Source organism: Pseudomonas sp. F9001, from assembly GCF_013385435.1.
Taxonomy (GTDB): domain Bacteria; phylum Pseudomonadota; class Gammaproteobacteria; order Pseudomonadales; family Pseudomonadaceae; genus Aquipseudomonas.
Map to the genome: position 1 here is coordinate 148538 of NZ_JACAPX010000001.1, position 22199 is coordinate 170736.

Annotated in this window: 19 protein-coding genes and 1 pseudogene; 11 read left to right on the plus strand and 9 right to left on the minus strand. The window is 59.2% G+C overall.

Features of this window, described 5'->3' with window-relative positions; all coding sequences use genetic code 11:
- Positions 1 to 146 precede the first annotated feature (146 nt).
- Positions 147 to 1574: an exodeoxyribonuclease I gene (gene sbcB / locus HX818_RS00735; protein WP_177019301.1), complete on the plus strand. Its 1428-nt coding sequence runs from the start codon at positions 147 to 149 to the stop codon at positions 1572 to 1574.
- Positions 1575 to 1664: 90 nt separating this feature from the next.
- On the opposite strand, the gene mvaT is transcribed toward sbcB, so the two are convergent.
- A complete protein-coding gene (gene mvaT / locus HX818_RS00740; RefSeq protein ID WP_008432352.1) occupies positions 1665 to 2039 on the minus strand; it encodes a histone-like nucleoid-structuring protein MvaT in 375 nt (124 codons plus the stop codon).
- 349 nt (positions 2040 to 2388) lie between these two features.
- Between mvaT and purU the strand changes: the two genes are divergently transcribed.
- On the plus strand, positions 2389 to 3237 hold the full coding sequence (purU, locus tag HX818_RS00745; protein WP_003209762.1) for a formyltetrahydrofolate deformylase: 849 nt from the start codon (positions 2389 to 2391) through the stop codon (positions 3235 to 3237).
- A gap of 84 nt (positions 3238 to 3321) precedes the next feature.
- Positions 3322 to 3522, plus strand: coding sequence for a hypothetical protein (locus HX818_RS00750; protein WP_023659227.1), 201 nt, complete (start codon positions 3322 to 3324; stop codon positions 3520 to 3522).
- Positions 3523 to 3532: 10 nt separating this feature from the next.
- On the opposite strand, the gene HX818_RS31410 is transcribed toward HX818_RS00750, so the two are convergent.
- Both HX818_RS31410 and HX818_RS31415 read right to left on the minus strand, forming a co-directional pair.
- A complete protein-coding gene (locus HX818_RS31410) occupies positions 3533 to 4297 on the minus strand; it encodes a methyl-accepting chemotaxis protein (RefSeq protein WP_371132408.1) in 765 nt (254 codons plus the stop codon).
- Between the two features lie 93 nt (positions 4298 to 4390).
- Positions 4391 to 5422: pseudogene (locus HX818_RS31415) on the minus strand (cache domain-containing protein); the annotation flags it as partial.
- 196 nt (positions 5423 to 5618) lie between these two features.
- On the opposite strand from HX818_RS31415, the gene HX818_RS00760 reads away from it, so the two are divergent.
- Positions 5619 to 7097 carry a helicase HerA-like domain-containing protein gene (locus HX818_RS00760; protein WP_008432355.1) on the plus strand — a complete coding sequence of 493 codons (1479 nt, stop codon included), beginning with the start codon at positions 5619 to 5621 and terminating at the stop codon, positions 7095 to 7097.
- A 121-nt stretch (positions 7098 to 7218) separates the two neighbouring features.
- Here the strand turns inward: HX818_RS00760 and HX818_RS00765 are convergent, their stop codons facing one another.
- Positions 7219 to 7674: a DUF721 domain-containing protein gene (locus HX818_RS00765; RefSeq protein WP_008432358.1), complete on the minus strand. Its 456-nt coding sequence runs from the start codon at positions 7672 to 7674 to the stop codon at positions 7219 to 7221.
- Between the two features lie 305 nt (positions 7675 to 7979).
- Here HX818_RS00765 and secA point away from each other — a divergent pair, with 305 nt between their 5' ends.
- The 3 genes from secA to HX818_RS00780 all read left to right on the plus strand — a co-directional run bounded on the left by secA (position 7980) and on the right by HX818_RS00780 (position 13041).
- Entirely contained in the window at positions 7980 to 10715 is a 2736-nt protein-coding gene (gene secA / locus HX818_RS00770) for a preprotein translocase subunit SecA (RefSeq protein ID WP_003209775.1), read from the plus strand.
- Positions 10716 to 10837: 122 nt separating this feature from the next.
- Positions 10838 to 12055 (plus strand): bifunctional glutamate N-acetyltransferase/amino-acid acetyltransferase ArgJ, encoded by a 1218-nt coding sequence (argJ, locus tag HX818_RS00775; RefSeq protein WP_003209777.1) that lies wholly within the window; start codon positions 10838 to 10840, stop codon positions 12053 to 12055.
- Between the two features lie 41 nt (positions 12056 to 12096).
- Complete coding sequence (locus tag HX818_RS00780; protein WP_102369787.1) at positions 12097 to 13041, plus strand: Nudix family hydrolase; 945 nt, start codon at positions 12097 to 12099, stop codon at positions 13039 to 13041.
- Positions 13042 to 13125: 84 nt separating this feature from the next.
- Here the strand turns inward: HX818_RS00780 and HX818_RS00785 are convergent, their stop codons facing one another.
- Genes HX818_RS00785 through HX818_RS00795 form a run of 3 tightly spaced genes read right to left on the minus strand, consistent with a single transcriptional unit; the run spans position 13126 to position 16707 of the window.
- Positions 13126 to 13704: a cob(I)yrinic acid a,c-diamide adenosyltransferase gene (locus HX818_RS00785; protein WP_008432363.1), complete on the minus strand. Its 579-nt coding sequence runs from the start codon at positions 13702 to 13704 to the stop codon at positions 13126 to 13128.
- Positions 13705 to 13706: 2 nt separating this feature from the next.
- Positions 13707 to 15743 carry an ATP-binding protein gene (locus HX818_RS00790; RefSeq protein WP_003209782.1) on the minus strand — a complete coding sequence of 679 codons (2037 nt, stop codon included), beginning with the start codon at positions 15741 to 15743 and terminating at the stop codon, positions 13707 to 13709.
- A gap of 46 nt (positions 15744 to 15789) precedes the next feature.
- The gene (locus tag HX818_RS00795; protein WP_177019303.1) at positions 15790 to 16707 is read right to left on the minus strand and encodes a putative 2-dehydropantoate 2-reductase; all 918 of its coding nucleotides are present in this window, start codon (positions 16705 to 16707) and stop codon (positions 15790 to 15792) included.
- A gap of 126 nt (positions 16708 to 16833) precedes the next feature.
- Between HX818_RS00795 and HX818_RS00800 the strand changes: the two genes are divergently transcribed.
- On the plus strand, positions 16834 to 17319 hold the full coding sequence (locus HX818_RS00800; protein ID WP_003209785.1) for a YajQ family cyclic di-GMP-binding protein: 486 nt from the start codon (positions 16834 to 16836) through the stop codon (positions 17317 to 17319).
- 134 nt (positions 17320 to 17453) lie between these two features.
- Complete coding sequence (locus HX818_RS00805) at positions 17454 to 18296, plus strand: mechanosensitive ion channel family protein (RefSeq protein ID WP_003209787.1); 843 nt, start codon at positions 17454 to 17456, stop codon at positions 18294 to 18296.
- A gap of 191 nt (positions 18297 to 18487) precedes the next feature.
- On the opposite strand, the gene HX818_RS00810 is transcribed toward HX818_RS00805, so the two are convergent.
- Positions 18488 to 19759, minus strand: coding sequence for an OprD family porin (locus HX818_RS00810; RefSeq protein WP_003209790.1), 1272 nt, complete (start codon positions 19757 to 19759; stop codon positions 18488 to 18490).
- A gap of 883 nt (positions 19760 to 20642) precedes the next feature.
- Between HX818_RS00810 and HX818_RS00815 the strand changes: the two genes are divergently transcribed.
- Both HX818_RS00815 and HX818_RS00820 read left to right on the plus strand, forming a co-directional pair.
- A complete protein-coding gene (locus tag HX818_RS00815) occupies positions 20643 to 21068 on the plus strand; it encodes an HIT domain-containing protein (RefSeq protein ID WP_177019304.1) in 426 nt (141 codons plus the stop codon).
- A gap of 3 nt (positions 21069 to 21071) precedes the next feature.
- Positions 21072 to 21278 (plus strand): SlyX family protein, encoded by a 207-nt coding sequence (locus HX818_RS00820; RefSeq protein ID WP_003209796.1) that lies wholly within the window; start codon positions 21072 to 21074, stop codon positions 21276 to 21278.
- Positions 21279 to 21363: 85 nt separating this feature from the next.
- On the opposite strand, the gene HX818_RS31370 is transcribed toward HX818_RS00820, so the two are convergent.
- Complete coding sequence (locus HX818_RS31370; protein ID WP_003209798.1) at positions 21364 to 21966, minus strand: cold-shock protein; 603 nt, start codon at positions 21964 to 21966, stop codon at positions 21364 to 21366.
- Between the last annotated feature and the right edge of the window lie 233 nt (positions 21967 to 22199).

Here is a 22199-nt window from a genome sequence, read left to right on the forward strand (position 1 = left end):
CGGGGTTGGAAAGACCGATGCTAGCAGTGTCGACGGTGGAAGCAACCACTCAACGATTTACTGAATGTTTGTACAGGGAACACAGCGCTGGCCCCCGATGCCTGCAAGCGCCTAGACTTTGCCGGTCTTCAGCACAGGAATAGCCCGTGACCACCATTTTCTGGTACGACTATGAAACCACCGGCATCAATCCGCGTACCGACCGCCCGCTGCAGGTAGCCGGTATTCGCACCGACCTCGAGCTTAACGAGGTCGGGCCGCCGGTCAATCTCTACTGCCACCCCAGCGACGATATCCTGCCGCATCCGGCAGCGTGCGCGATCACTGGCATCACTCCCGGCGTGCTGGCGGAAAAAGGCCTGGCCGAAGCCGACTTCATGACCCGGGTGCACGCCGAGCTGGCCACCCCGGGCACTTGCGGGGCCGGCTACAACACCTTGCGTTTTGACGATGAGATGACGCGCTACAGCTTGTACCGCAATTTCTTCGATCCCTATGCCCGGGAATGGCAAGGCGGCAACAGCCGCTGGGACCTGATCGACGTGGTGCGCACTGCCTACGCCCTGCGCCCTGACGGGATCGTCTGGCCGGAACAGGACGGGCGCGTCACCCTCAAGCTTGAGCGGTTGACGGCCGCCAACGGCATCGACCACGGCCAGGCCCACGACGCCTTGTCCGATGTGCGCGCCACCATCGCCCTGGCCCGGTTGATCCGCGAGAAGCAACCCAAGCTCTATGACTGGCTGTTTCAACTGCGCAGCAAACAACGGGTCATGGACCAGGTGCGGTTGTTGCAGCCGATGGTGCATATTTCCGGTCGTTTTTCTGCCGAGCGTCATTACCTGGGGGTGGTGCTGCCGCTGGCGTGGCACCCGCGCAATCGCAATGCATTGATCGTCTGCGACCTGGGGCTCGATCCGCAAGGGCTGTTGGACGAGGACGCCGATACCTTGCGCCGGCGCTTATATACCCGCCGCGACGAACTGGCCGAAGGTGAATTGCCGGTACCGCTCAAGTTGCTGCACATCAATCGTTGCCCGGTGGTCGCACCGTTGAGCGTGCTTCGGCCGCAAGACCGCGAGCGTTTGCAGCTGGATATGGATGAGTGTGATGCGCGGGCCCTGCGGCTAAGCGACGCACAGGAACTATGGCGCGATAAACTGGCGGCGATTTACGCCGAGGAAGATTTTGCGTCAAGCGCCGATCCCGAGCAGCAGCTATACGATGGTTTTATCGGGGATCGTGATCGACGTTTATGTGAGCAAGTGAGAGTCGCCGAGCCGGCGCAACTAGCGCGCCAGCAATGGCCTTTCGATGATGAACGTTTGCCTGAATTATTATTTCGCTATCGTGCACGCAACTTTCCAGACACCTTGAATAGTGAAGAGCAACAACGCTGGAGAGTTTTCTGTCAGCAACGTTTGTCAGACCCTCAATGGGGCGCGCCAAACACCCTTGAGGGTTTTAAGCAGGCGTGTCTTGAGTTGGCTGTTAGTGCCACACCGTTTCAGCGCCAGGTGCTTGATGAATGGCAGGAGTATGTTGATGCCTTAGCGACTCGAATGAGTCTGTAATCAGCTTCCCGGTAAAATACGGACAATAAAAAACGCCAGCAAGCTGGCGTTTTTTATTGCGTTGCGTATCACGCAGCGTCCTGGCGAGGCTTAGCCCAGCAGGGTAGCCCAGCCTTCAACCACGTCGCCGCCCCACTTGGCTTTCCACTCTTTCAGAGTCTTGTGGTTGCCACCTTTGGTTTCAATCACTTCGCCGTTGTGCGGGTTTTTGTATTGTTTAACCTTGCGTGCACGCTTGGTGCCGGTAGTTTTTACGGCGCCACGTGGAGCCTTAACTTTCGAATCCGGATCCAGCAGCGCGATGATGTCACGCAGGGATTTGGAGTATTCGCCCATCAGGGTGCGCAATTTGCCTTCGAATTCCAGCTCGGTTTGCAGTTTGTCGTCTTGGGACAGGTTCTTCAAACGGGCTTGCAGCTCTTTGATAGCTTCTTCGGTGGCGCGATATTCGTTGATCAGGGACATGGGGACTACCTTATGCAGGGCGCTGGGTGAAAGGGGATAGTGGCTCAATAATAGTCAGACAGTTTGCCCAAGTAAACATTTAAGGCCGCATTTATGTAATTTACTTTGGTTGTTTGTGGCAAAAGCGTGGAATTGAGTTAATTAGTAAGGGGGATGGCCTAAAGATACTCTGGTTAAGTCTTGGCTTACTGCCGGAGTCCACGCGTTTGCACACATAGTGGGGAAAAACCCTACGCTATTAAGGGGCAGGGTTGACGCAGCCGATCAGAATAAGCGTTGAGGAATACTGCAGTTTTTCTGCGCAATCGCTAGAATGGCGGCCTTTGCGAAGTTCTGGAGTTTCCCCCTAATGCGCACTTTTCGGCTGGTGATTGCTTGCCCGGACCGGGTTGGCATCGTTGCCAAGGTCAGTAACTTTCTGGCTTCCCACAACGGCTGGATCACCGAAGCGAGCCATCACTCGGACAATCTCAGCGGCTGGTTTTTCATGCGTCACGAAATTCGTGCCGATACGCTGCCCTTTGGTCTAGAGGCATTTCGCGAGGCATTTGCGCCGATCGCTGAAGAGTTCTCGATGACCTGGCGCATCACCGACACGGAACAGAAAAAACGCGTGGTCCTGATGGCCAGTCGTGAGTCCCACTGCCTGGCAGACCTGCTGCACCGCTGGCACAGCGATGAACTGGACTGCGAGATCTCCTGCGTGATCTCCAACCACGACGACCTGCGCAGCATGGTCGAGTGGCATGGCATTCCGTACTACCACGTCCCGGTCAACCCGCAGGACAAGGAGCCGGCCTTTGCCGAGGTCTCGCGCCTGGTCAAGCAGCACGATGCGGACGTCGTGGTACTGGCGCGCTACATGCAGATTCTGCCGCCGGAGTTGTGCAGTGAATACGCTGGCAAGGTGATCAATATTCACCACAGTTTCCTGCCATCGTTTGTGGGTGCCAAGCCGTATCACCAGGCATCCCTGCGTGGCGTGAAGCTGATCGGTGCAACGTGCCACTACGTCACCGAAGAGTTGGACGCCGGTCCCATCATCGAGCAGGACGTGGTGCGTGTCAGCCATAGCGACAGCATCGAAGACATGGTCCGTTTTGGCCGTGACGTCGAGAAGATGGTGCTGGCTCGCGGCCTGCGCTATCACCTGGAAGACCGGGTACTGGTGCACGGCAACAAGACTGTCGTGTTCTGATTGAAGTGTTTTGATTGAAGAATGAAGGGCCTGGGCGTTAAATCGCTACAGGCCCTTTTTTTGAGCGCGGGTGAGGACTGGAGCATGAGCGATCCACTGGACAAGGCGACTTCCAAAGCCCCCGCGACGCTGGGAGAGGGTTGTTTGAGTCGATATGACCCGGATGACCTGAGCAGTGAGGACGGCACCGAGTTTCCAGGCGCCGCCGAGTTGTGGGAACAATTGCAGGACACATCCGAATTGCCTGAAGAAAAGGCGTCAGCGGCTGTGCAAGGCAGCCGCTGACCCGGCGGGATCAAATCCGGAAACTACCCACCAGTTGTTTCAAGCGCGCCGCTTGCTGTTCCAGGTCGGAACAGGCCCGCAAGGTTGATTGCAGGTTTTCCACACCTTCCTGATTGAGGGTGTTGATCTCGGTGATGTCCATGTTGATTGACTCCACCACCGAGGTCTGTTCCTCGGTAGCGGTGGCTACCGACTGGTTCATCCCGTCAATTTCGCCGATGCGCTGGGTCACGCTGTTCAGGCGCTCGCCCGCCAGGTTGGCGATTTCCACACTGTCCTGGCTGTGCCGCTGGCTTTCGCTCATGGTGCTGACCGAATCCCGGGCGCCGACTTGCAGCTCCTCGATCATCTTCTGCACCTGCTGCGCCGACTCCTGGGTGCGGTGCGCCAGGTTGCGCACTTCATCGGCCACCACCGCAAAGCCGCGCCCGGCTTCCCCGGCCCGTGCGGCTTCAATCGCCGCGTTGAGGGCCAGCAGGTTGGTTTGCTGGGAAATGCTGGTGATCACTTCCAGAATCTGCCCGATGTTCACTGTCTTGCTGTTAAGCGCTTCGATATTGGTGCTGGAGGCGCTGATCATCTGCGACAACTGGTTCATCGCCTTGATATTGCGTTCCACCACTTGCTGACCGTCTTCGGCCAAGTGCCGGGCATCGCTGGCCTGGTTGGAGGCCTGTGCGGCGTTGCGGGCGATTTCCTGGGCGGCGGCCCCCAGCTCGTTGATCGCGGCCGCGACGCTGTTGGTCCGGTTGGCCTGCTCGTCGGAATTGACCATTGAGGAATTGGAGGCGCTGACCACCCGCAGGGCCACTTCATTGACCTGCTCGGTGGCCGAGGAAACTTCGCGAATCGAGGTGTGAATCCGCTCCACGAAGCGATTGAAAGCGCTGCCAAGCACGCCGAATTCGTCGTGGTTCTGGATGGTCAGGCGGCGGGTCAGGTCGCCTTCACCGTCGGCGATGTCTTCCATGGCGCGGGTCATGATGTGCAGTGGCTGCAGGAGGATGCGAATCAGCATGCCCAGCAGGGCGATGATGATGACCACGGCGATGATCGTGGCGATGATCGCCGAGGTGCGGAATTCGCTGAGCATGGCGAAGGATTTATCTTTATCCACCGACAGGCCGAGGTACCAGTTCACCGAGGGCAGGCCCTTGATCGGGGTAAAGGTGACGATACGTGTCTTGCCGTTTACCTCGACTTCACTGAAGTCGCTGCTGATTCGGGGGGTGTTGTTCGGATAGACGTCGGCCAGGGTTTTCATCACCAGGCTCTTGTCCGGGTGTACCAGCACTTTGCCGTCGGCACTGACCAGGAAGGCATAACCCATGCCGCCGAAGTTCAGGGCACCGATGTTGTCTACCAGGGTTTGCAGGCTCAGGTCGCCGCCCACCACGCCGACACTCTGGCCGGCCTTGCTGCTGGGGGTGGCGATGGAGATGATCAACTGGCCGGTGGCCGCGTCAATGTAGGGTTCGGTCAGGGTTGAGCCGTTGCTGCCCTGCGCGCCCTTGTACCAGGGGCGTACCCGTGGGTCGAAGCCGTCGGGCATCTTGGTATCGGGGCGGATGACGAAGCCGCCCTTGCTGTCGCCAAGGTATGTGGCCATGAACGAGGACGTCAGGGCCTTCTGTTCCAGAAGGCTGGCGACGCTGGTTGAATCCGGGTTGATGGCGATGTTCTGTGCGGCGCTTTCTATCAGCACTATGCGCCCGGTAAGCCAGGTCTGGATGTTGCTGGCAGTGACATCGCCCATTTCATGCAGGTAGTTGTTCAGGTCGTCGCGAATCGCATTACGCTGCAAGTAGTCGTTGTAGAGGGTAAACAACGCAAAGGCGGCAATGACGACAAGAGCGGCGGCAAGCAGGATTTTATGGCTGAAACGCAGATTTTTATTCATGGCTTGTGGGGTCCGCTATGGTCTTAATATCCGATGCACGTCCTTCTGGGGCGCGCGGAATGGCTGCGTCAAAAAAAGTGTGATATTTCCATCTGCTCCTGCAGGAATTATCCGGCCTGTTTTTCCAAGACTTTTTGGGTCTCTCGCTTTATCTGTATCGACCATTCAGCGCCAAAGATTAACCATGGGTGACAAAATGCCTGACTCCTCGCAACTCATTATTGGTGCAGATCTTCAGGGCCAGCCGATTGCCCAGTCGATGCGCCTGGCCAACCGCCACGGCCTGATCGCAGGCGCCACCGGCACCGGCAAGACCGTGACCTTGCAGCGCCTGGCGGAAGCCTTCAGCGACGCCGGCGTCGCGGTATTTGCCGCCGATATCAAGGGTGACCTGTGTGGCCTGGGCGCTGCGGCCAACCCTCAGGGCAAGGTCGCCGAGCGCATAGCCGGCATGCCTTTCCTTAATTACACGCCCAAGGCGTATCCGGTGACGTTGTGGGATATCCACGGCCAGTCCGGTCATCCGTTGCGCACCACCATGAGTGAAATGGGCCCGCTGTTGCTCGGCAGCCTGTTGGAGCTCACCGACAGCCAGCAATCGGCCCTCTACGCAGCCTTCAAGGTGGCCGATCGTGAAGGCCTGTTGTTGCTTGACCTCAAGGATCTCAAGGCGCTGCTGAACCATTTGCGCTATCACCCGGAGTTGCTCGGGGAAGACGCGGCCTTGATGACCACCGGTTCCAGCCAGGCGCTGTTGCGGCGCCTGGCGGTGCTGGAGCAGCAGGGTGCCGAAGCGTTGTTCGGCGAGCCGGCGCTGCAACTCGAAGACATCCTGCAACCGGCCAGTGACGGCCGCGGGCGTATTCATCTATTGGACGCCAGCCGGCTGGTGCATGAGGCGCCGAAGGTCTACGCGACCTTCCTGCTTTGGCTGTTGGCCGAACTGTTCGAGCAACTGCCGGAACGTGGCGATGCCGACAAGCCGCTGCTGGCGCTGTTTTTCGACGAGGCGCATCTGTTGTTTGCCGACACCCCCAAGGCCCTGCAGGATCGCCTGGAGCAAGTGGTGCGGCTGATTCGCTCGAAAGGCGTCGGTGTGTATTTCGTCACCCAGTCTCCCGGGGACTTGCCGGACACCGTGCTGGCGCAACTCGGCTTGCGCATCCAGCACGGGCTGCGGGCGTTCACCACCAAGGAGCAGAAGTCCCTGCGGGCGGTGGCCGATGGTTTTCGGCCCAATCCGGCATTTGATGCGCTGGCGGTGCTGACCGAGTTGGGTACAGGTGAGGCATTGGTGGGAACCTTGCAGGAAAAGGGGACGCCTGAAGTAGTCCAACGCGTACTCGTAGCACCGCCGCAATCGCGGATCGGGCCACTGAGCGAAGCTGAGCGGGCAGCACTGATTGCCAGTTCGCCATTGCAGGGGCGTTATGACAAGCCGATTGACCGTGAGTCGGCGTACGAAGTGTTGATGGCGCGCAAGGACTTGGGCCCGCAAGAGGATTCGACGCCCGCCGCTGAAGAGCCAAGCTTTACCGACAAGGCCGGTGCTTTCCTCGGTACTACGGCAGGCAAGGCACTGAAATCGGCGATGCAACAGGCGGCCAATCAGATGGGCCGGCAGTTGGTGCGCGGGTTACTGGGGTCTTTGTTAGGCGGCAGCAAACGTAAATAACGATGGGATCAAATGTGGGAGCGGGCTTGCTCGCGAAAGCGGTGGATCAGTCAATATATCCAGTGACTGACACGCCACCTTCGCGAGCAAGCTCGCTCCCACACTTGGTTCTGCGCCGGTCTCAGGTTTTGGGTTTGGCGTGAGCGGCCAGCCGCTCCAGCGCAGCGCGTAAGTTCGGATCGGTAATCCCGTCTGCGGTGGCCTGAATGGTTTCGGCGGCGATTTCCGACAAATCCATCGTATGCCCCACCGCACCTTGCGGCACGGTCGGCGGTTGCACCTTGAACTGGATGCGCGTCAGGCTGGCGAATTCGTCGAAGGCCATCAATTGGCGCTGCAAACGTTTCTGCTGGTAGCGCAGGCGCGTCGCCCAATGGCCGTCGGTGACGATCAGCAGCAGATTGCCTTCGCGCCACGAGGCCACATGGCAGTGTTCGCGAGCGGCGGGCTGCAGTTGGCTTTCTACCAGGCGTTGCAGATGACCAAGGCGTTGCGCATGGCCGAAGATGGCTTTTAAAGGCTTGGCTTCGCGAAGCAACACGGCGGGAGCTCGGGCCGTAAGAGGGCGAAATGCCATGACTAGACACCTTAAGTAACAGAGAGGCCATGGTAGCAGAAAGCGTCTGCGACACCGCCGCCATTGCATTACCGGCAGTTTATCCATTAAATCAACGAGTAACTTATTGCCCGAATGGGTTGAAGTTCAGCAAAAAGCCCTTATTTTAAACAAGCCCTCCAAGAGCGCCGTGCCAGCATCGTGGAATAACGCCACTTTCCTCACCCACGTTTCCGGGTAGAATGCTCGTTCGCATGCGGCCGTGAGGGCTGCTCGGGCGACTCACGGGGCGCCCTCCATCCCTATGTGTGGAAGAACCTGCCGATATGTTTGCGCCTTTGTTAAAGAAACTTTTTGGAAGCAAGAATGAGCGCGAAGTCAAACGCATGCTCAAGACGGTGCAGCTGGTCAATGCCTTCGAAGAGCAGATGGTTGCCCTTTCGGACGAGCAATTGCGCGCCAAGACCGAAGAGTTCAAGGCCCGCATAGCCAAAGGTGAAACCCTCGACAAGCTGCTTCCCGAAGCCTTTGCGGTCGCCCGCGAAGCCGGTAAGCGTGTCATGGGCATGCGCCACTTCGACGTCCAGTTGATCGGCGGCATGACCTTGCATGAAGGCATGATTGCCGAAATGCGTACCGGTGAAGGCAAGACCCTGGTAGCTACCCTGGGCGTTTACCTCAACGCATTGTCCGGCAAGGGCGTGCACGTTGTGACGGTGAACGACTACCTCGCCCGCCGGGATGCCAACTGGATGCGTCCGCTGTACGAATTCCTCGGCCTGACCGTCGGCGTTGTCACGCCGTTCCAGCCGCCGGAAGAGAAGCGCGCCGCCTACGCTGCCGACATCACCTACGGTACCAACAACGAATTCGGTTTCGACTACCTGCGCGACAACATGGCGTTCAGCATGGAAGAAAAATTCCAGCGCGAACTCAATTTTGCCGTGATCGACGAAGTCGACTCCATCCTGATCGACGAAGCCCGTACCCCGCTGATCATTTCCGGCCAGGCCGAGGACAGCTCGCGCCTGTACACCGAGATCAACAAGCTGATCCCGCGCCTTGAGCAACACATCGAGGAAGTGGAAGGCGTGGTGACCAAAGAAGGTCACTTCACCATCGACGAGAAGACCCGCCAGGTCGAACTCAACGAAGCCGGTCACCAGTTCGTCGAAGACATGCTGACCCAGATCGGCCTGCTGGCCGAAGGCGAGAGCCTGTACTCGGCGCACAACCTGGGCCTGTTGACCCACGTATATGCCGGCCTGCGTGCCCACAAGCTGTTCCATCGCAACGTTGAATACATCGTGCAGGACGGCCAGGTCGTACTGGTCGACGAACACACCGGTCGTACCATGCCGGGTCGCCGTTTGTCGGAAGGCCTGCACCAGGCGATCGAAGCCAAGGAAGCCCTGAACATCCAGGCTGAAAGCCAGACCCTGGCCTCGACCACCTTCCAGAACTACTTCCGTCTGTACAACAAACTGTCCGGCATGACCGGTACAGCCGACACCGAAGCGTTCGAGTTCCACCAGATCTACGGTCTGTCGGTGATGGTTATCCCGCCGAACAAGCCGCTGGCGCGTAAAGACTTCAACGACCTGGTGTTCCTGACCGCCGACGAGAAATACGCTGCAATCGTCGCCGACATCAAGGAATGCATGGCCCAGGGCCGTCCAGTGCTGGTGGGTACTGCCACCATCGAAACTTCCGAGCACATGTCCAGCTTGCTGGCCAAGGAAGGCATCGAGCACAAGGTCCTCAACGCCAAGTTCCACGAAAAAGAAGCCGAGATCATTGCCCAGGCCGGTCGCCCGGGCGCACTGACCATCGCCACCAACATGGCCGGTCGTGGTACCGACATCCTGTTGGGCGGTAACTGGGAAGTGGAAGTTGCGTCCCTGGACAACCCGACCCCTGAGCAGATCGCGCAGATCAAGGCCGACTGGCAGAAGCGCCACCAGCAAGTGCTGGAGTCCGGCGGCTTGCAGGTGATCGCGTCCGAGCGTCACGAATCGCGCCGTATCGACAACCAGCTGCGTGGTCGTGCCGGTCGTCAGGGTGACGCCGGTTCCAGCCGTTTCTACCTGTCCCTGGAAGACAGCCTGATGCGCATCTTCGCCTCGGATCGGGTGAAGAACTTCATGAAAGCCCTGGGCATGCAGTCCGGTGAGGCGATTGAACACCGCATGGTGACCAACGCCATCGAGAAGGCCCAGCGCAAGGTAGAAGGCCGTAACTTCGACATTCGTAAGCAACTGCTCGAGTTCGATGACGTCAACAACGAACAGCGTAAAGTGATTTATCACATGCGTAACAGTTTGTTGGCTGCCACCAACATCGGCGAGACCATTGCCGATTTCCGCCAGGACGTGCTCAACGCCACCGTCAGCGCCCATATCCCGCCACAGTCCCTGCCTGAGCAGTGGGATGTTGCCGGCCTGGAAGCTGCGTTGAAGAGCGACTTCGGTGTCGACTTGCCGGTCCAGCAATGGCTCGACGAAGACGACCACCTGTACGAAGAAACCCTGCGCGAGAAGCTCATGACCGAGCTGCTGGCCGCGTACAACGAGAAAGAAGAGCAGGCGAGTGCCGAAGCACTGCGCACCTTCGAGAAGCAAATCGTACTGCGCGTGCTGGACGACCTGTGGAAAGACCACCTGTCGACCATGGACCACCTGCGTCACGGCATCCACTTGCGTGGCTACGCCCAGAAGAACCCGAAGCAGGAGTACAAGCGCGAGTCGTTCACGCTGTTCTCCGAACTGCTGGATTCGATCAAGCGCGATTCGATTCGTGTGCTGTCCCACGTTCAGGTGCGTCGCGAAGACCCGATCGAGGAAGAAGCCCGCCTGCGTCAGGAAGCCGAGGCACTGGCTGCGCGCATGCAGTTCCAGCACGACGAAGCGCCTGGTCTTGAGGCTCCGGAAGTATTGGGCGAAGAGGTCGATGTGGCCCTGGCCCAGGCCCCGGTGCGCAACGAACAGAAGCTGGGCCGCAACGAACTGTGCTGGTGCGGTTCGGGCAAGAAGTTCAAACACTGCCACGGCGAAATCAACTAAGATTTTCGCCTGACGCTGCAACACCCCCGCGCCGCGACCGGCATCAGCCGTCGCGGCGTTTTGCCATTTCGTCACCGTCGATAGCGACGGGGTACACACCCAATATTTTTAGGAGCGCATTCATGGCTGTTGGTCTTGGTCCTTTGCCCACGTTGCACCCGGTTGCCGGTTTTGAACTCGGTATCGCTTCGGCGGGCATCAAGCGCCCGGGGCGCAAGGATGTGGTGGTGATGCGCTGTGCCGAAGGCTCGACCGTCGCGGGTGTGTTCACCCTGAACGCGTTTTGCGCCGCGCCCGTGATTCTGGCCAAGCAGCGTGTCGAAGGCCCGGTGCGTTACCTGTTGACCAACACCGGCAATGCCAACGCCGGGACCGGCGAGCCTGGCCTGGCCGCCGCTGCCCGCACCTGCGCCAAGCTGGCGGAGCTGACCGGCGTAGACGCCAGCCAGGTGCTGCCGTACTCCACCGGTGTGATCGGTGAGCCGCTGCCGGTAGAGAAAATCGAAGGCGCGTTGCAAGCAGCGCTGGATGACCTGTCGGTGGATAACTGGGCGGCTGCGGCTACCGGGATCATGACCACCGATACTCTGCCAAAAGGCGCCAGCCGTCAGTTTGTGCACGAAGGCGTGACCGTTACCGTCACGGGCATCAGCAAAGGCGCCGGCATGATTCGCCCGAACATGGCGACCATGCTGGGCTATATCGCCACCGACGCCAAAGTCTCCCGTGACGTGCTGCAAAACCTGATGCTCGACGGCGCCAACAAGTCCTTCAACCGCATCACCATCGACGGCGACACCTCGACCAACGATTGCTGCATGTTGATCGCCACCGGCCAGGCTGACCTGCCGGAAATCACCTCGTCCAACGGCGCGTATTTCGCAGCGTTGAAGCAGGCGGTGTTCGAAGTGTGCATGGACGTGGCCCAGGCCATCGTGCGCGACGGCGAAGGCGCCACCAAGTTTGTGACGGTTGAAGTCAACGGCGGCGGTAACCACCAGGAATGCCTGGATGTCGGTTACACCGTGGCTCACTCGCCGCTGATCAAGACCGCGCTGTTTGCCTCCGACCCGAACTGGGGCCGTATCCTGGCCGCTGTGGGCCGTGCCGGCGTGCCGAACCTGGACGTGAGCAAGATCGACGTGTTCCTCGGCGAAGTGTGCATCGCCAGTCGTGGCGCCCGGGCCGAGACGTACACCGAAGCCCAGGGTTCGGCGGTGATGCAGCAGGAAGAAATCACCATCCGGATCGAATTGGGTCGCGGTGAGTGCAGCGAAACCATCTGGACCACTGACCTGTCCCACGAGTACGTGAAGATCAATGCGGAATACCGCACCTGATACCAGGCAGGTCTTCAAACCGATTCAGAGGAAATAGTGCGGTGAAACGAGTTCATGTAGCAGCAGCGGTCATCCGGGGTGTCGACGGCAGGATTCTGCTGGCGCGCCGCGCCGATACCCAGCATCAGGGCGGCCTCTGGGAGTTTCCCGGTGGCAAGGTGGAGGCCGATGAGTCGGTCGCTACCGCGCTGTCCCGTGAATTGCAGGAGGAGCTGGGCATCCAGGTCACGGCGGCTCGCCCGTTGATCAAGGTGCAGCATGATTACCCGGACAAACAGGTGTTGCTGGATGTCTGGGAAGTCTCGGCCTTTACCGGCGAGCCCCACGGTGCCGAAGGCCAACCCCTTGAGTGGGTGGCCCAGCGGGACCTGCCGAACTATGAGTTTCCGGCAGCCAATGCGCCGATCGTTGCGGCGGCGCGTTTACCGGCTGACTACTTGATCACTCCGGGCGAGCTGGAGACACCCGTCCTGCTGCGCGGTATTCAAAAAGCCATCGCTGGTGGCATCAAACTGGTTCAGCTGCGTGCCCCCAACGGTTACGACCCCAAGTACCGTGACCTGGCGGTGGACGCCGTGGGCCTGTGTGCGGGCAAGGCGCAACTGATGCTCAAGGGGCCGTTTGAATGGCTGGGGGATTTTCCCGCGGCCGGCTGGCATATGACCTCGGCGCAACTGCGCAAGTACGCCAGCAAGGGACGTCCTTTGCCGAAGGATCGCTGGTTGGCGGCGTCTTGCCACAATGCTGAGGAATTAGCCTTGGCGGAGTTGATGGACGTGGATTTCGTCACCTTGTCGCCGGTGCAGCCGACCCAGACTCATCCTGATGCCGAGCCGTTGGGCTGGGAGCAGGCACAGCAGTTGATCAGTGGGTTCAGCAAGCCGGTGTTCTTGCTCGGTGGGGTGGGTCCTGCTGAGCGGGAAAAGGCCTGGGAGGCTGGTGCTCAAGGTGTGGCGGGGATTCGGGCGTTCTGGCCTGAGGTTTAGGCATAACCCTGGCGAGTGGCGAGGGGAGCTGTTGTGGCGAGGGAGCAAGCTCCCTCGCCACAGGTTGCAATCGGTCAGTAAGCGTCAGTGCGGCTTTGCCGCCGCCTGCCACAAGATCTCTGCAACGCCCTGGCGCTTGGCAATCACCCTGGCTGCCACAAAGAGCAAGTCCGACAGCCGGTTGATGTACGCCAACCCGACGCCTTCCAGCGGTTCCTCTGCATTCAGGTGCTGACACCGGCGCTCCGCACTGCGAGCCAGGCTTCGGCATACATGGGCCTGGGCAATCAACGCCGAACCACCCGGCAGAATGAAGTTCTCCAGCGGCCCGACCTCTTCATTCCAGCGATCGATCGCCGCCTCAAGCCGGTCGACTTCCGCCGCGTTCAGCGCCTTGTACACCGGCATCGCCAATTCGCCGCCCAGGTCAAACAGACGATGCTGGCAAGGTGTCAGCACCTCGATCACATCCTTCAACGCTGGATGCTGCCCGCTTTGTTCCTCCAATCCCGCCAGCAACAAACCCAACTGGCTGTTCAGCGCATCCACCTCGCCAATCGCCTCCACCCGTGGATGGTCCTTGGGCACGCGGCGGCCGTCGCCCAGGCCGGTTTCGCCCTTGTCGCCGGTACGGGTGTAAATTTTCGACAGGCGAAAGCCCATGGTTAGCGCTCCAGTTGAGTGAGTTCGTTGGGTGGCAATTGGCTGCCCGCCAGGGGCAGACGCAAGGTGAAGCAGGTACCCTGGCCAAGGGTCGAATGCACTTCCATCTGCCCCTTGTGATTGTTGGTGATGATGAAATACGAAACCGACAACCCAAGCCCGGTGCCCTGGCCGATTTCCTTGGTGGTGAAGAATGGCTCAAACGTGCGTTTGCGCACGTTCTCGCTCATGCCGATGCCGTTGTCTTCCACCTGGATTTCTGCCCACGGCGGGTTGAGCCGGGTGCGCAGGATGATCCGGCCGGGCTCGCTGCCGTCTTCGCGCTGGTGAATCGCCTGGGCGGCGTTTTTCAGCAGGTTGAGCAGTACTTGCTCCAGTTCGTTGGCGGTGCCGGGGACCGGGCCCAGTTGCGGGTCGAACTGGCGGATGATCGCCTGGCCCTTGAAGTCGAAGCCGACGGTGAGGTCGAAGTCGTTGCCGGCAATTTCCACGGCCTGATCGATCAAGGCCGGCAAGTCGCACGGCGCCATCTGCCGGTTGCTGCGGCGGCTGAAGCTGAGCATATGAGTGACGATTTTCGCCGCCCGGGCGCCAGCCTGCTGGATGCCGTCGAGCAACTGTGGCACTTCGCGGCTTTGCAGGTAGCGGTTGACCGAGTCCAGGTCTATGCCCGCCTGTTCGGCGTGCTCGAGGTTTTTCGGCAGTTCGTTGGACAACCGGCGGCGAATGTTCTGCACGTTATGCAGGATCGCTCCCAACGGGTTGTTGATTTCGTGCGCCATGCCGGCGGCCAGGCCACCGACCGAGAGCATTTTCTCTGACTGCACCATCATTTCTTCCAGGGACAGGCGCTGGGTGATGTCGTCGATCCGGATCACCACGCCGCGTCCGGCACCGCCCATCAACGGATAGAAGGTCAGGGCGTAGTGCTTGGGTTCGTCATCCTTGACCCAGGTAACGCGCTCGATCCGCTCTACGGTGTGTTGCTCTACCGTGGCCTTGATCTGCGGCAGGAACGGCTTGAGCGGCTGGAAGGCGAGGAAAATCGGCTGGTTCAGCGCCTCGTCCAGGCGGGTCCCGGAAAGTGCGCTGGCTTCCTGGTTCCACTGGGTGACGTAGAGTTGTTCGTCGAGGGCGATCAGCGCCGAGGGCATCGAGTCGATGATGCTGTTGAGGTAGTTCTGGAAGCCGGTGAGCTTTTTTTCGATCTTGCTGCGCACCTGCACTTCCAGTTCCAGCTTGCGATTGGTGTGGCGGGTTTCTTCCGCCAGGCCCTGGGCTTGATCGTAGGCGGCCTGGGAATCGTCTCGCGCGCGCTTGAGTTGCTGCTCACGGGCTTCAATGCGCGAGAGCATGGTGTTGAAAGCTTCGGCGAGGCTGCCGATTTCATCATGGTTGCCGCGACCGGCGCGCAGGGCGTAGTTCTCTTCCCGGGTGACCTGGCGCGACAATTCTTCCAGTTCGTGGATCGGCCGGGTAATCAGGCGCTTGATCTGCCGGGCGATCACCAGCCACAGCAGCACGCTGAAGATCAGGATACCCAGGCTGGCGGTGAAGGTCCCGGTATAGAAAGCCACCGGCAGTTCGCTGCTGGCCACCAGCAGCAAGTGCCCGGACGGTTTGCCGGCACGGGGCAGGGTGATCACCTGGTTGCTGCGAAATTCGGTGGTACGCCAGGTTTCAATGTCCCGGAAATTATCTGGCAGGTGCAGGCGATTGGCATGTTGCAGCTGGGCCAGGCGCGTGCCGTCTCCGTCGTATAAGGCCGCAGCCCGCAATGGCGAGTAGCTGGTCAGTTCATCCAGCAGGGTTTGCGCCTTGAGCGGTGAGTCCAGGGACTCGGCGGCGAGCGACGGGTTGGACACCAGCCGACCGATGGCCTGCAAGGCCTGGGGCGCCATGCTTTCCTGGGAGATCCAGTAGGCGGCGCTGATAAAGGTCAGGTTGGCCACCAGCAAGACGGTGGTCAACAAAACCAGCAGGGCCGCCAGCAGTTTCTGCCCAACCGGTAGATTTTCGAGACGCTGGCGCAGTGGCATCAAGGTTTTCGCTGCAAAGGAACAAGCAGGCAGGGTAGCGCGTGCTTCAGTCGCTGGGCAATCCGCGCGCAGACAGTTGCCGTACCAGGCGCGCCTGGAGTTGTTGCAGGTGCGGCAAGCTCAGTTGGTGACGGGCGGCCGCCTGGCAGGCGTAGCCCAGCAAATAGCTGATTTCGGTGCGTCGGGCACCGGCCACGTCCTGGTACATCGAGGAGTAATTGGCCGCCGTGGCCTGGATTACCCGTTCCACTTCGCTGTGCAAATCCTCTGCGGCGGCGGGTTGGCCGCAGCATTCCAGCAGGTCGGCGAGTTCGGCGCACAGGGTGGCCACTTCGCACTGATGGGCTTGCAGCTCGCCATTGCGACATTGGTAAAGCACGGTCAGCGGGTTGATGGCGCAGTTCAGGGCCAGTTTGCGCCACAGGCGGGTGAGGATGTCGGTGCTCCACTCATGGGGAATGCCGGCGGCTTGCAGGTCATCCAGCCACAGCGGCGGAGTAGGGTGCCGAGCATCCCCCAGCCAGGTGTAGCCATGGCCGGCAAACACTACTCGCCAGTCACTCTCGCGAAACGCGCCTTCGGTGCTGGAGGCGAAGATGCAGCGTGCCTGGGGCAGTTGGGCGGCGACTGCGTCCTGGCTGCCGAGGCCGTTTTGCAGCAGGATCAGTTCGGCGTCCGGCACCAGTCGATGTTCCAGCTGTGCGACGGCTTCCTGGGCGTCGTAGGCCTTGCATGCCACCAGCAGGCGATGAATTGGCCCAGGGCTGTCGGAGGTTTCGCCGACGACCGGGTAGGTGTGAGCCACGCCTTGCTCGACCAGGGTCAGGCCATTGGCCGTCTGATAGCTCGCCAACCGCCTGTGATCCCGCAGGATCAGGCGCACGGGCAGCCCGGCGCGGGCCAGGCGGGCGGCCCACAGTGTTCCGAGGCTGCCGGCGCCGAGGACGTGCCAGGTGGTCGACATCAGTTTTTACTCCGTAAGGCTGCCCGCAGTGAACGAGGCGAAAGAACCGCTATAATGCCCGGGCATTTTAGCCCGGGCGTGCTCCATCTCTACTGAGCCGCGCCCCTTTTTTATTGGAGAAATTACATGCCGTCGTTCGACGTGGTATCCGAACTGGACAAACATGAAGTCACCAACGCCGTCGAGAACGCCGTCAAGGAGCTGGATCGCCGCTATGACTTGAAGGGCAAGGGCAGCTTCGAGTTCAAGGAAAAGGAGCTGACCGTCAACCTGACCGCGGAAGCCGACTTCCAGCTGGAAGCGATGATTGAGATCCTCAAGCTGTCTCTGGTCAAGCGCAAGATCGATGCACAGTGCCTTGAAATCAAGGATGCCTATGCGTCCGGCAAGCTGATGAAGCAGGAAGCCGTGCTCAAGGAAGGCATCGACAAGGAGCTGGCGAAGAAAATCGTCGCTCACGTCAAGGACGCCAAGCTCAAGGTCCAGGCCGCCATCCAGGGCGAGCAGGTGCGTATCACCGGCAAGAAGCGTGACGATTTGCAGGAGGCCATTGCTGCCCTGCGCGCCAAGACCTTCGACATGCCGCTGCAGTTCAATAACTTCCGCGACTGAGTGGACCCCTCGGGAACCTGTGGACGTTTTTGACGTCCCACGCCCAGAACCTGCAGAAACGATTGAGCCCTTCGGGGCTCATTTGTTATGTGGGGAGTGATAAGGCCGCACATCCGGCAAACAGGAGAATGTAGATGGACTTGAACGCTGAAGTGGATCACTTGATCAAGACCTCGGAGTCGTGGTTACCGATGATCATGGAATACGGCAGCCGATTTTTGCTGGCCGTGGTCACCCTGGCCATTGGTTGGTGGCTGATCAACGTCTTGACCCACCGGGTAGGGCGTTTGCTGGCGTTGCGTAATGCTGACCTGGCGCTGCAACACTTCATTACCAGCCTTGCGAACATTGCGCTCAAGGTCATGCTGGTGGTCAACGTGGCCTCGATGATCGGCGTCGCAACCACCTCGTTCGTTGCCGCGATCGGCGCCGCCACCCTGGCCATCGGCCTGGCCTTGCAAGGCAGCCTGGCGAACTTCGCCGGCGGCGTGCTGATTCTGTTGTTCCGTCCGTTCCGCATTGGTGACTGGATCGAAGCCCAGGGCACTTCCGGTACCGTCGACAGCATCCAGATCTTCCACACCGTGTTGCGCACCGGCGACAACAAGACGGTGATCATCCCGAACGGCAGCCTGTCCAACGGCCTCATCACCAACACCAACCGTCAGCCGACCCGCAAGGTGGTGTTTGACGTGGGGGTCGACTATGAAGCCGACCTGCAGAAAGCACGTGAAGTGCTGCTGGAACTGGCCAAGGATCCACGTGTATTGGCTGATCCTGCGCCGGCAGCGGTAGTTTCGACCTTGGGCGACAGTTCGATCACGGTATCCCTGCGAGTCTGGACCAAGACTTCGGATTACTGGGATGTGATGTTCATGTTCAATGAACTGGCACGTGACCGTTTGAAAGCGGCGGGGATTGATATTCCGTTTCCACAACGGGTTATTCGCGTCATGCAGGAAAGTGCTGGGAAGTAATAGTGTGACTGGATGATTAAACCTGGCCGATGTGTCAGGTTTGTTACGCAGGATTAAACTAGATAGTTAGCTTGCTAGTTATCCGGTTGTTGAGATTAAGTTGCAATAAAAAAGCCGCTCACTTGCGAACAAGTGAGCGGCTTTTTAGTTAGGGCCGAAACCCTAAGTCATCGTTGTAATCAAACTGCCAATTACAAGATGTTCAGCGGGTATTGCGCGATCAGACGCAGTTCGTCGATGGACGCCGAACCGTAGTACACACCATCGCTGGAGCGATAAGTGGCTTGACGCACGCGCAGGCTCAGGTCTTTTGCCGGGCCGCTCTGGATCACGTACTTGGCTTCGATGTCACGTTCCCACTCTTTGCCGTTCGAGGTGTCGGCGGTGTTGGCGCCGGTACCTTTGACGTAGCGAGTCATGAAGCTCAGGCCTGGTACGCCGAAAGTCGCCATGTTCAGGTCGTAGCGAGCCTGGAACGACTTCTCGTCTTCAGCGTTGAAGTCGGAACGAGCGATGGAGTTGGCAAGGAAGATCGTGCCGCCGCCGTCTACGCCGTAGCCGTAGTCACCGTCACCGCTGACCTTCTGGTAGGCCAGGGTAAAGGTGTGAGCCTGGATGGTGTACGCGCCTTGCAAGCTGTAGGCACGGTTGTCCAGTTTGGTGGTGCCGTCTTTCTCAGCCCGTTGCAGGCCAGCGCCATCACTTTTGGTGCTGTAGATGTTGAAGTCGACCGCCAGGGACTGCTCATTGCTGAGCGCATGGGTCCAGTTCAGGTTGGCGTAGGTTTTCTTCCAGTAGTCTTCGGTCTTCGCGTAGTAGAGGCTGGCGCTGACTTCTGGAGTCAGGGCGTAGACACCACCGATGAAGTCGGTTTTTGTCAGGCCCAGGCTGTCGCGGTAGGTCTGGGCTTGTGCCACGCTCGAAGTGAAGTGACCGCCTTCAAGTTTCAGGCCTTTGATCTCGTTGCTGGTCAGCGAGATACCCTGTGGCAATTCAGGAAGCAGACGGCTGTCATCGGAAGCGAATACAGGCGCGGTGGTGTACTGGTCGCCGATTTTCAGGACCGTATCGGAGATACGGAACTTAACTGCGCCGCCGCCCTTGGAGTAATCATCCTGAGCGCGACCGTCGGAGCCAGTTGGAAACAGGCCAGTGCCGGAACGACCCTTGCCGCTGTCCAGTTTGACGCCCAACAGACCGATGACGTCGACACCCACACCGATGGTGCCTTGGGTGAAGCCCGACTGGTACAGGCCGTTGAAGCCCAGACCGGTTTCGTCGACGCGGCTCTTGCCGGTGTCATTGTTACGGAAGTCGCGGCTAAAGTTCAGGAGGCGAGTGTTGATGCTGAAAGTGCTGTCTTCAACAAAGCCCTTGGAATCGTCCTGGGAGGACGCCATTGCGAACTGCGAGGTGCCTGCTGAAACAGCCAGGGCGATCATGCTCCACTTCATCACGCGCATCGTGATTTGCTCCTTTGGTTTTAGGAAGAGTACTGCCGTCCCACCTATATTTTTGTCTGGGCGGCTCTTTCTTTTTTGTGTCGGCGCAAAGTTATATCACGCAGACATTATTGACGATACTTGCACATCTATCCTTTCAGCTTCTTTACGGGCCTGTCGTAAATTGCTAGCTCCATGTCGCAAATTCACAGTCCACTTGTAACCGGACTGACAACTTCAATGCTGTTTTAAAACCTTGGAAGCGGGGTGGAAAAGTCACCCCTGAAAGTTTCAACTCATCCCTGTCAGGCATTGAACCGCTGTTATTTTCCGTCGCGAAACACCTGCTTCCCGCCGGTGCCGTTGTCGACGATATGGGTGTGAATGCAACAAGCGTGCACAAACCCGTAACCGAATGTGATTTTTTCGTGAAAAGTGTCAACGGCCTGTAAAAACCGCATAAGCACGGGCTTTTTACGCCGTTTGGTTTGGCCTTGACGCGCCTGCCGTACTCCGGTTTGGTGGCGCATAAAACCTGTACCAGAGCAAAACGTTACCGGTTCACCCCGTTCGGTGGGTAGTTGGCGGATCCCTTTGAAGCACAAATGGGTCATTTTGGTGCAGTGCTTCACTGACTGCGTTTCTGCTCCCGTTCAGCCTTCGCCTTTTGAAAGCCGTCTGGCTCAAGGTCTTGAAGCATGTTCTGCGTCCCGACTTTGACCGGAATTGGATACATTGGTCATTTAGCGTAGCTGAAATATTGGCCTGTCTCGAAATGGTGCGCTTTTTTTCGTGGCGTCCTGTTTGGGCGCGTATTCGGCCACGCGCATTCGCCGTGAAGCGACTGGCATTCGCAGGTATGCTGGGCGCCTGAAACCTGACCCGCCGAACGGGAGTGACTGCTGTGTTCGCCTTAGATCCACGTCTTCAACAAGACACCTTGCCTATCGGGGATTTCCCCCTGTGTCGGCTGCTGCTTTCCAATGACTCGAATTACCCCTGGTTCATCCTGGTGCCGCGCATTGACGGTATCAGCGAAGTGTTTCAACTGGATGTCGCCGACCAGCAGCGGGTGTGGCAGGAAAGCACGGCACTGGCACAGTGGCTGAACGAAGGGTTCGGCGCCGACAAAATGAATATCGGTGCCTTGGGTAATGTGGTCAGCCAACTGCACGTGCATGTGATCGTACGCAAGCGCGACGACGCGGCCTGGCCTGCGCCGGTCTGGGGCAAGCACCCGGCGAGGCCCTACAGTGACGAGCAAGTGGTGGCAATTCGTGCGCGCCTGCGCGAGATCCTGCCGGCCGACTTCACGTTCCTGGAGGCTTGAGCCATGGATCTTCAAGCCCGCGTGACCGACCTGGAAAGCCGCCTGGCCTTTCAGGACGACACCATCGAGACCCTGAATGACATCCTGGTCACCCAGCAGCGTGCCGTGGAACGCCTGCAGTTGCAGATGACTGCGTTGCTCAAGCGCCAGGAAGAAATGGGCGGCCAGTTCGAGTCGTCCGAGGAAGAGGCGCCGCCGCCTCATTATTAATAAGGCAGGGGTTGAACCCCCGGGCATAAAAAAACCGCGATGCAGCCAGGCTGCATCGCGGTTTCTTTTTTTCGGGGTGCTGGAATCAGCGACGCGGCAATGCGGCGATCACATCTTCAGCTTGCAGCCCCTTGTCACGGTTCATGACGGAGAACTCCACGCGCTGGCCTTCCACCAGTACGCGATGGCCTTCGCCGCGAATCGCCCGGAAGTGGACGAAGATATCGTCGCCCGAATCCCGGGAAATAAAGCCGAAGCCCTTGGAGGTGTTGAACCACTTGACGGTCCCGGTATCCCGGTTGGTCATGTCGTAGCTTTGCGACGCAGCGGCCGGGGAGGAGCGGTAAAAACTGATGGCCAGATGAAGAACGATGGCTACCAGTGCTATTGCCAGGCTGAGCAGGACGGCCGGGTGGCCACCGACTTCAGGCATAGGCGCCAGCAGGGTGAGGGTTTGCACGACAACAGCCAGGACCAGCAGGGCGCTGACCAGGTTTTGCAGTTGATGACGCGGGCCTTTGTTCCAGTATGGAATGACTGGAGCCAGTGTCAGGTTAAGAAGACCAAAGAAGGTCAGGTAGAGAGCGTCAGGTTGCTGCAGGTAAGGCAGGGTCTCTGATCGCAGGCTGGGGATAAAGGACAGCAGCAAAGCTGCAGCGCCCGTTAGCAGGTGGACGATTTTCAACATTTTGATTAACTCACGTTAAGACGGATCACAAGGAAGAGCTGACGGGCACGGTTCGCTTCTGAACAATGGGAGGCGTTGGGCACGTGCACGGGTATCAGCCTATGCCGCTTGCCGCGAAAAATATCGGCGGCGACACGCTGCCTATTTAACAGCAAAGCCTGTGCCTACTCAAATCAAGCATTTCAGGCTGTTACAAGGGGCACGGCATTTCTGCGTCAAACACTTGTCCTAGA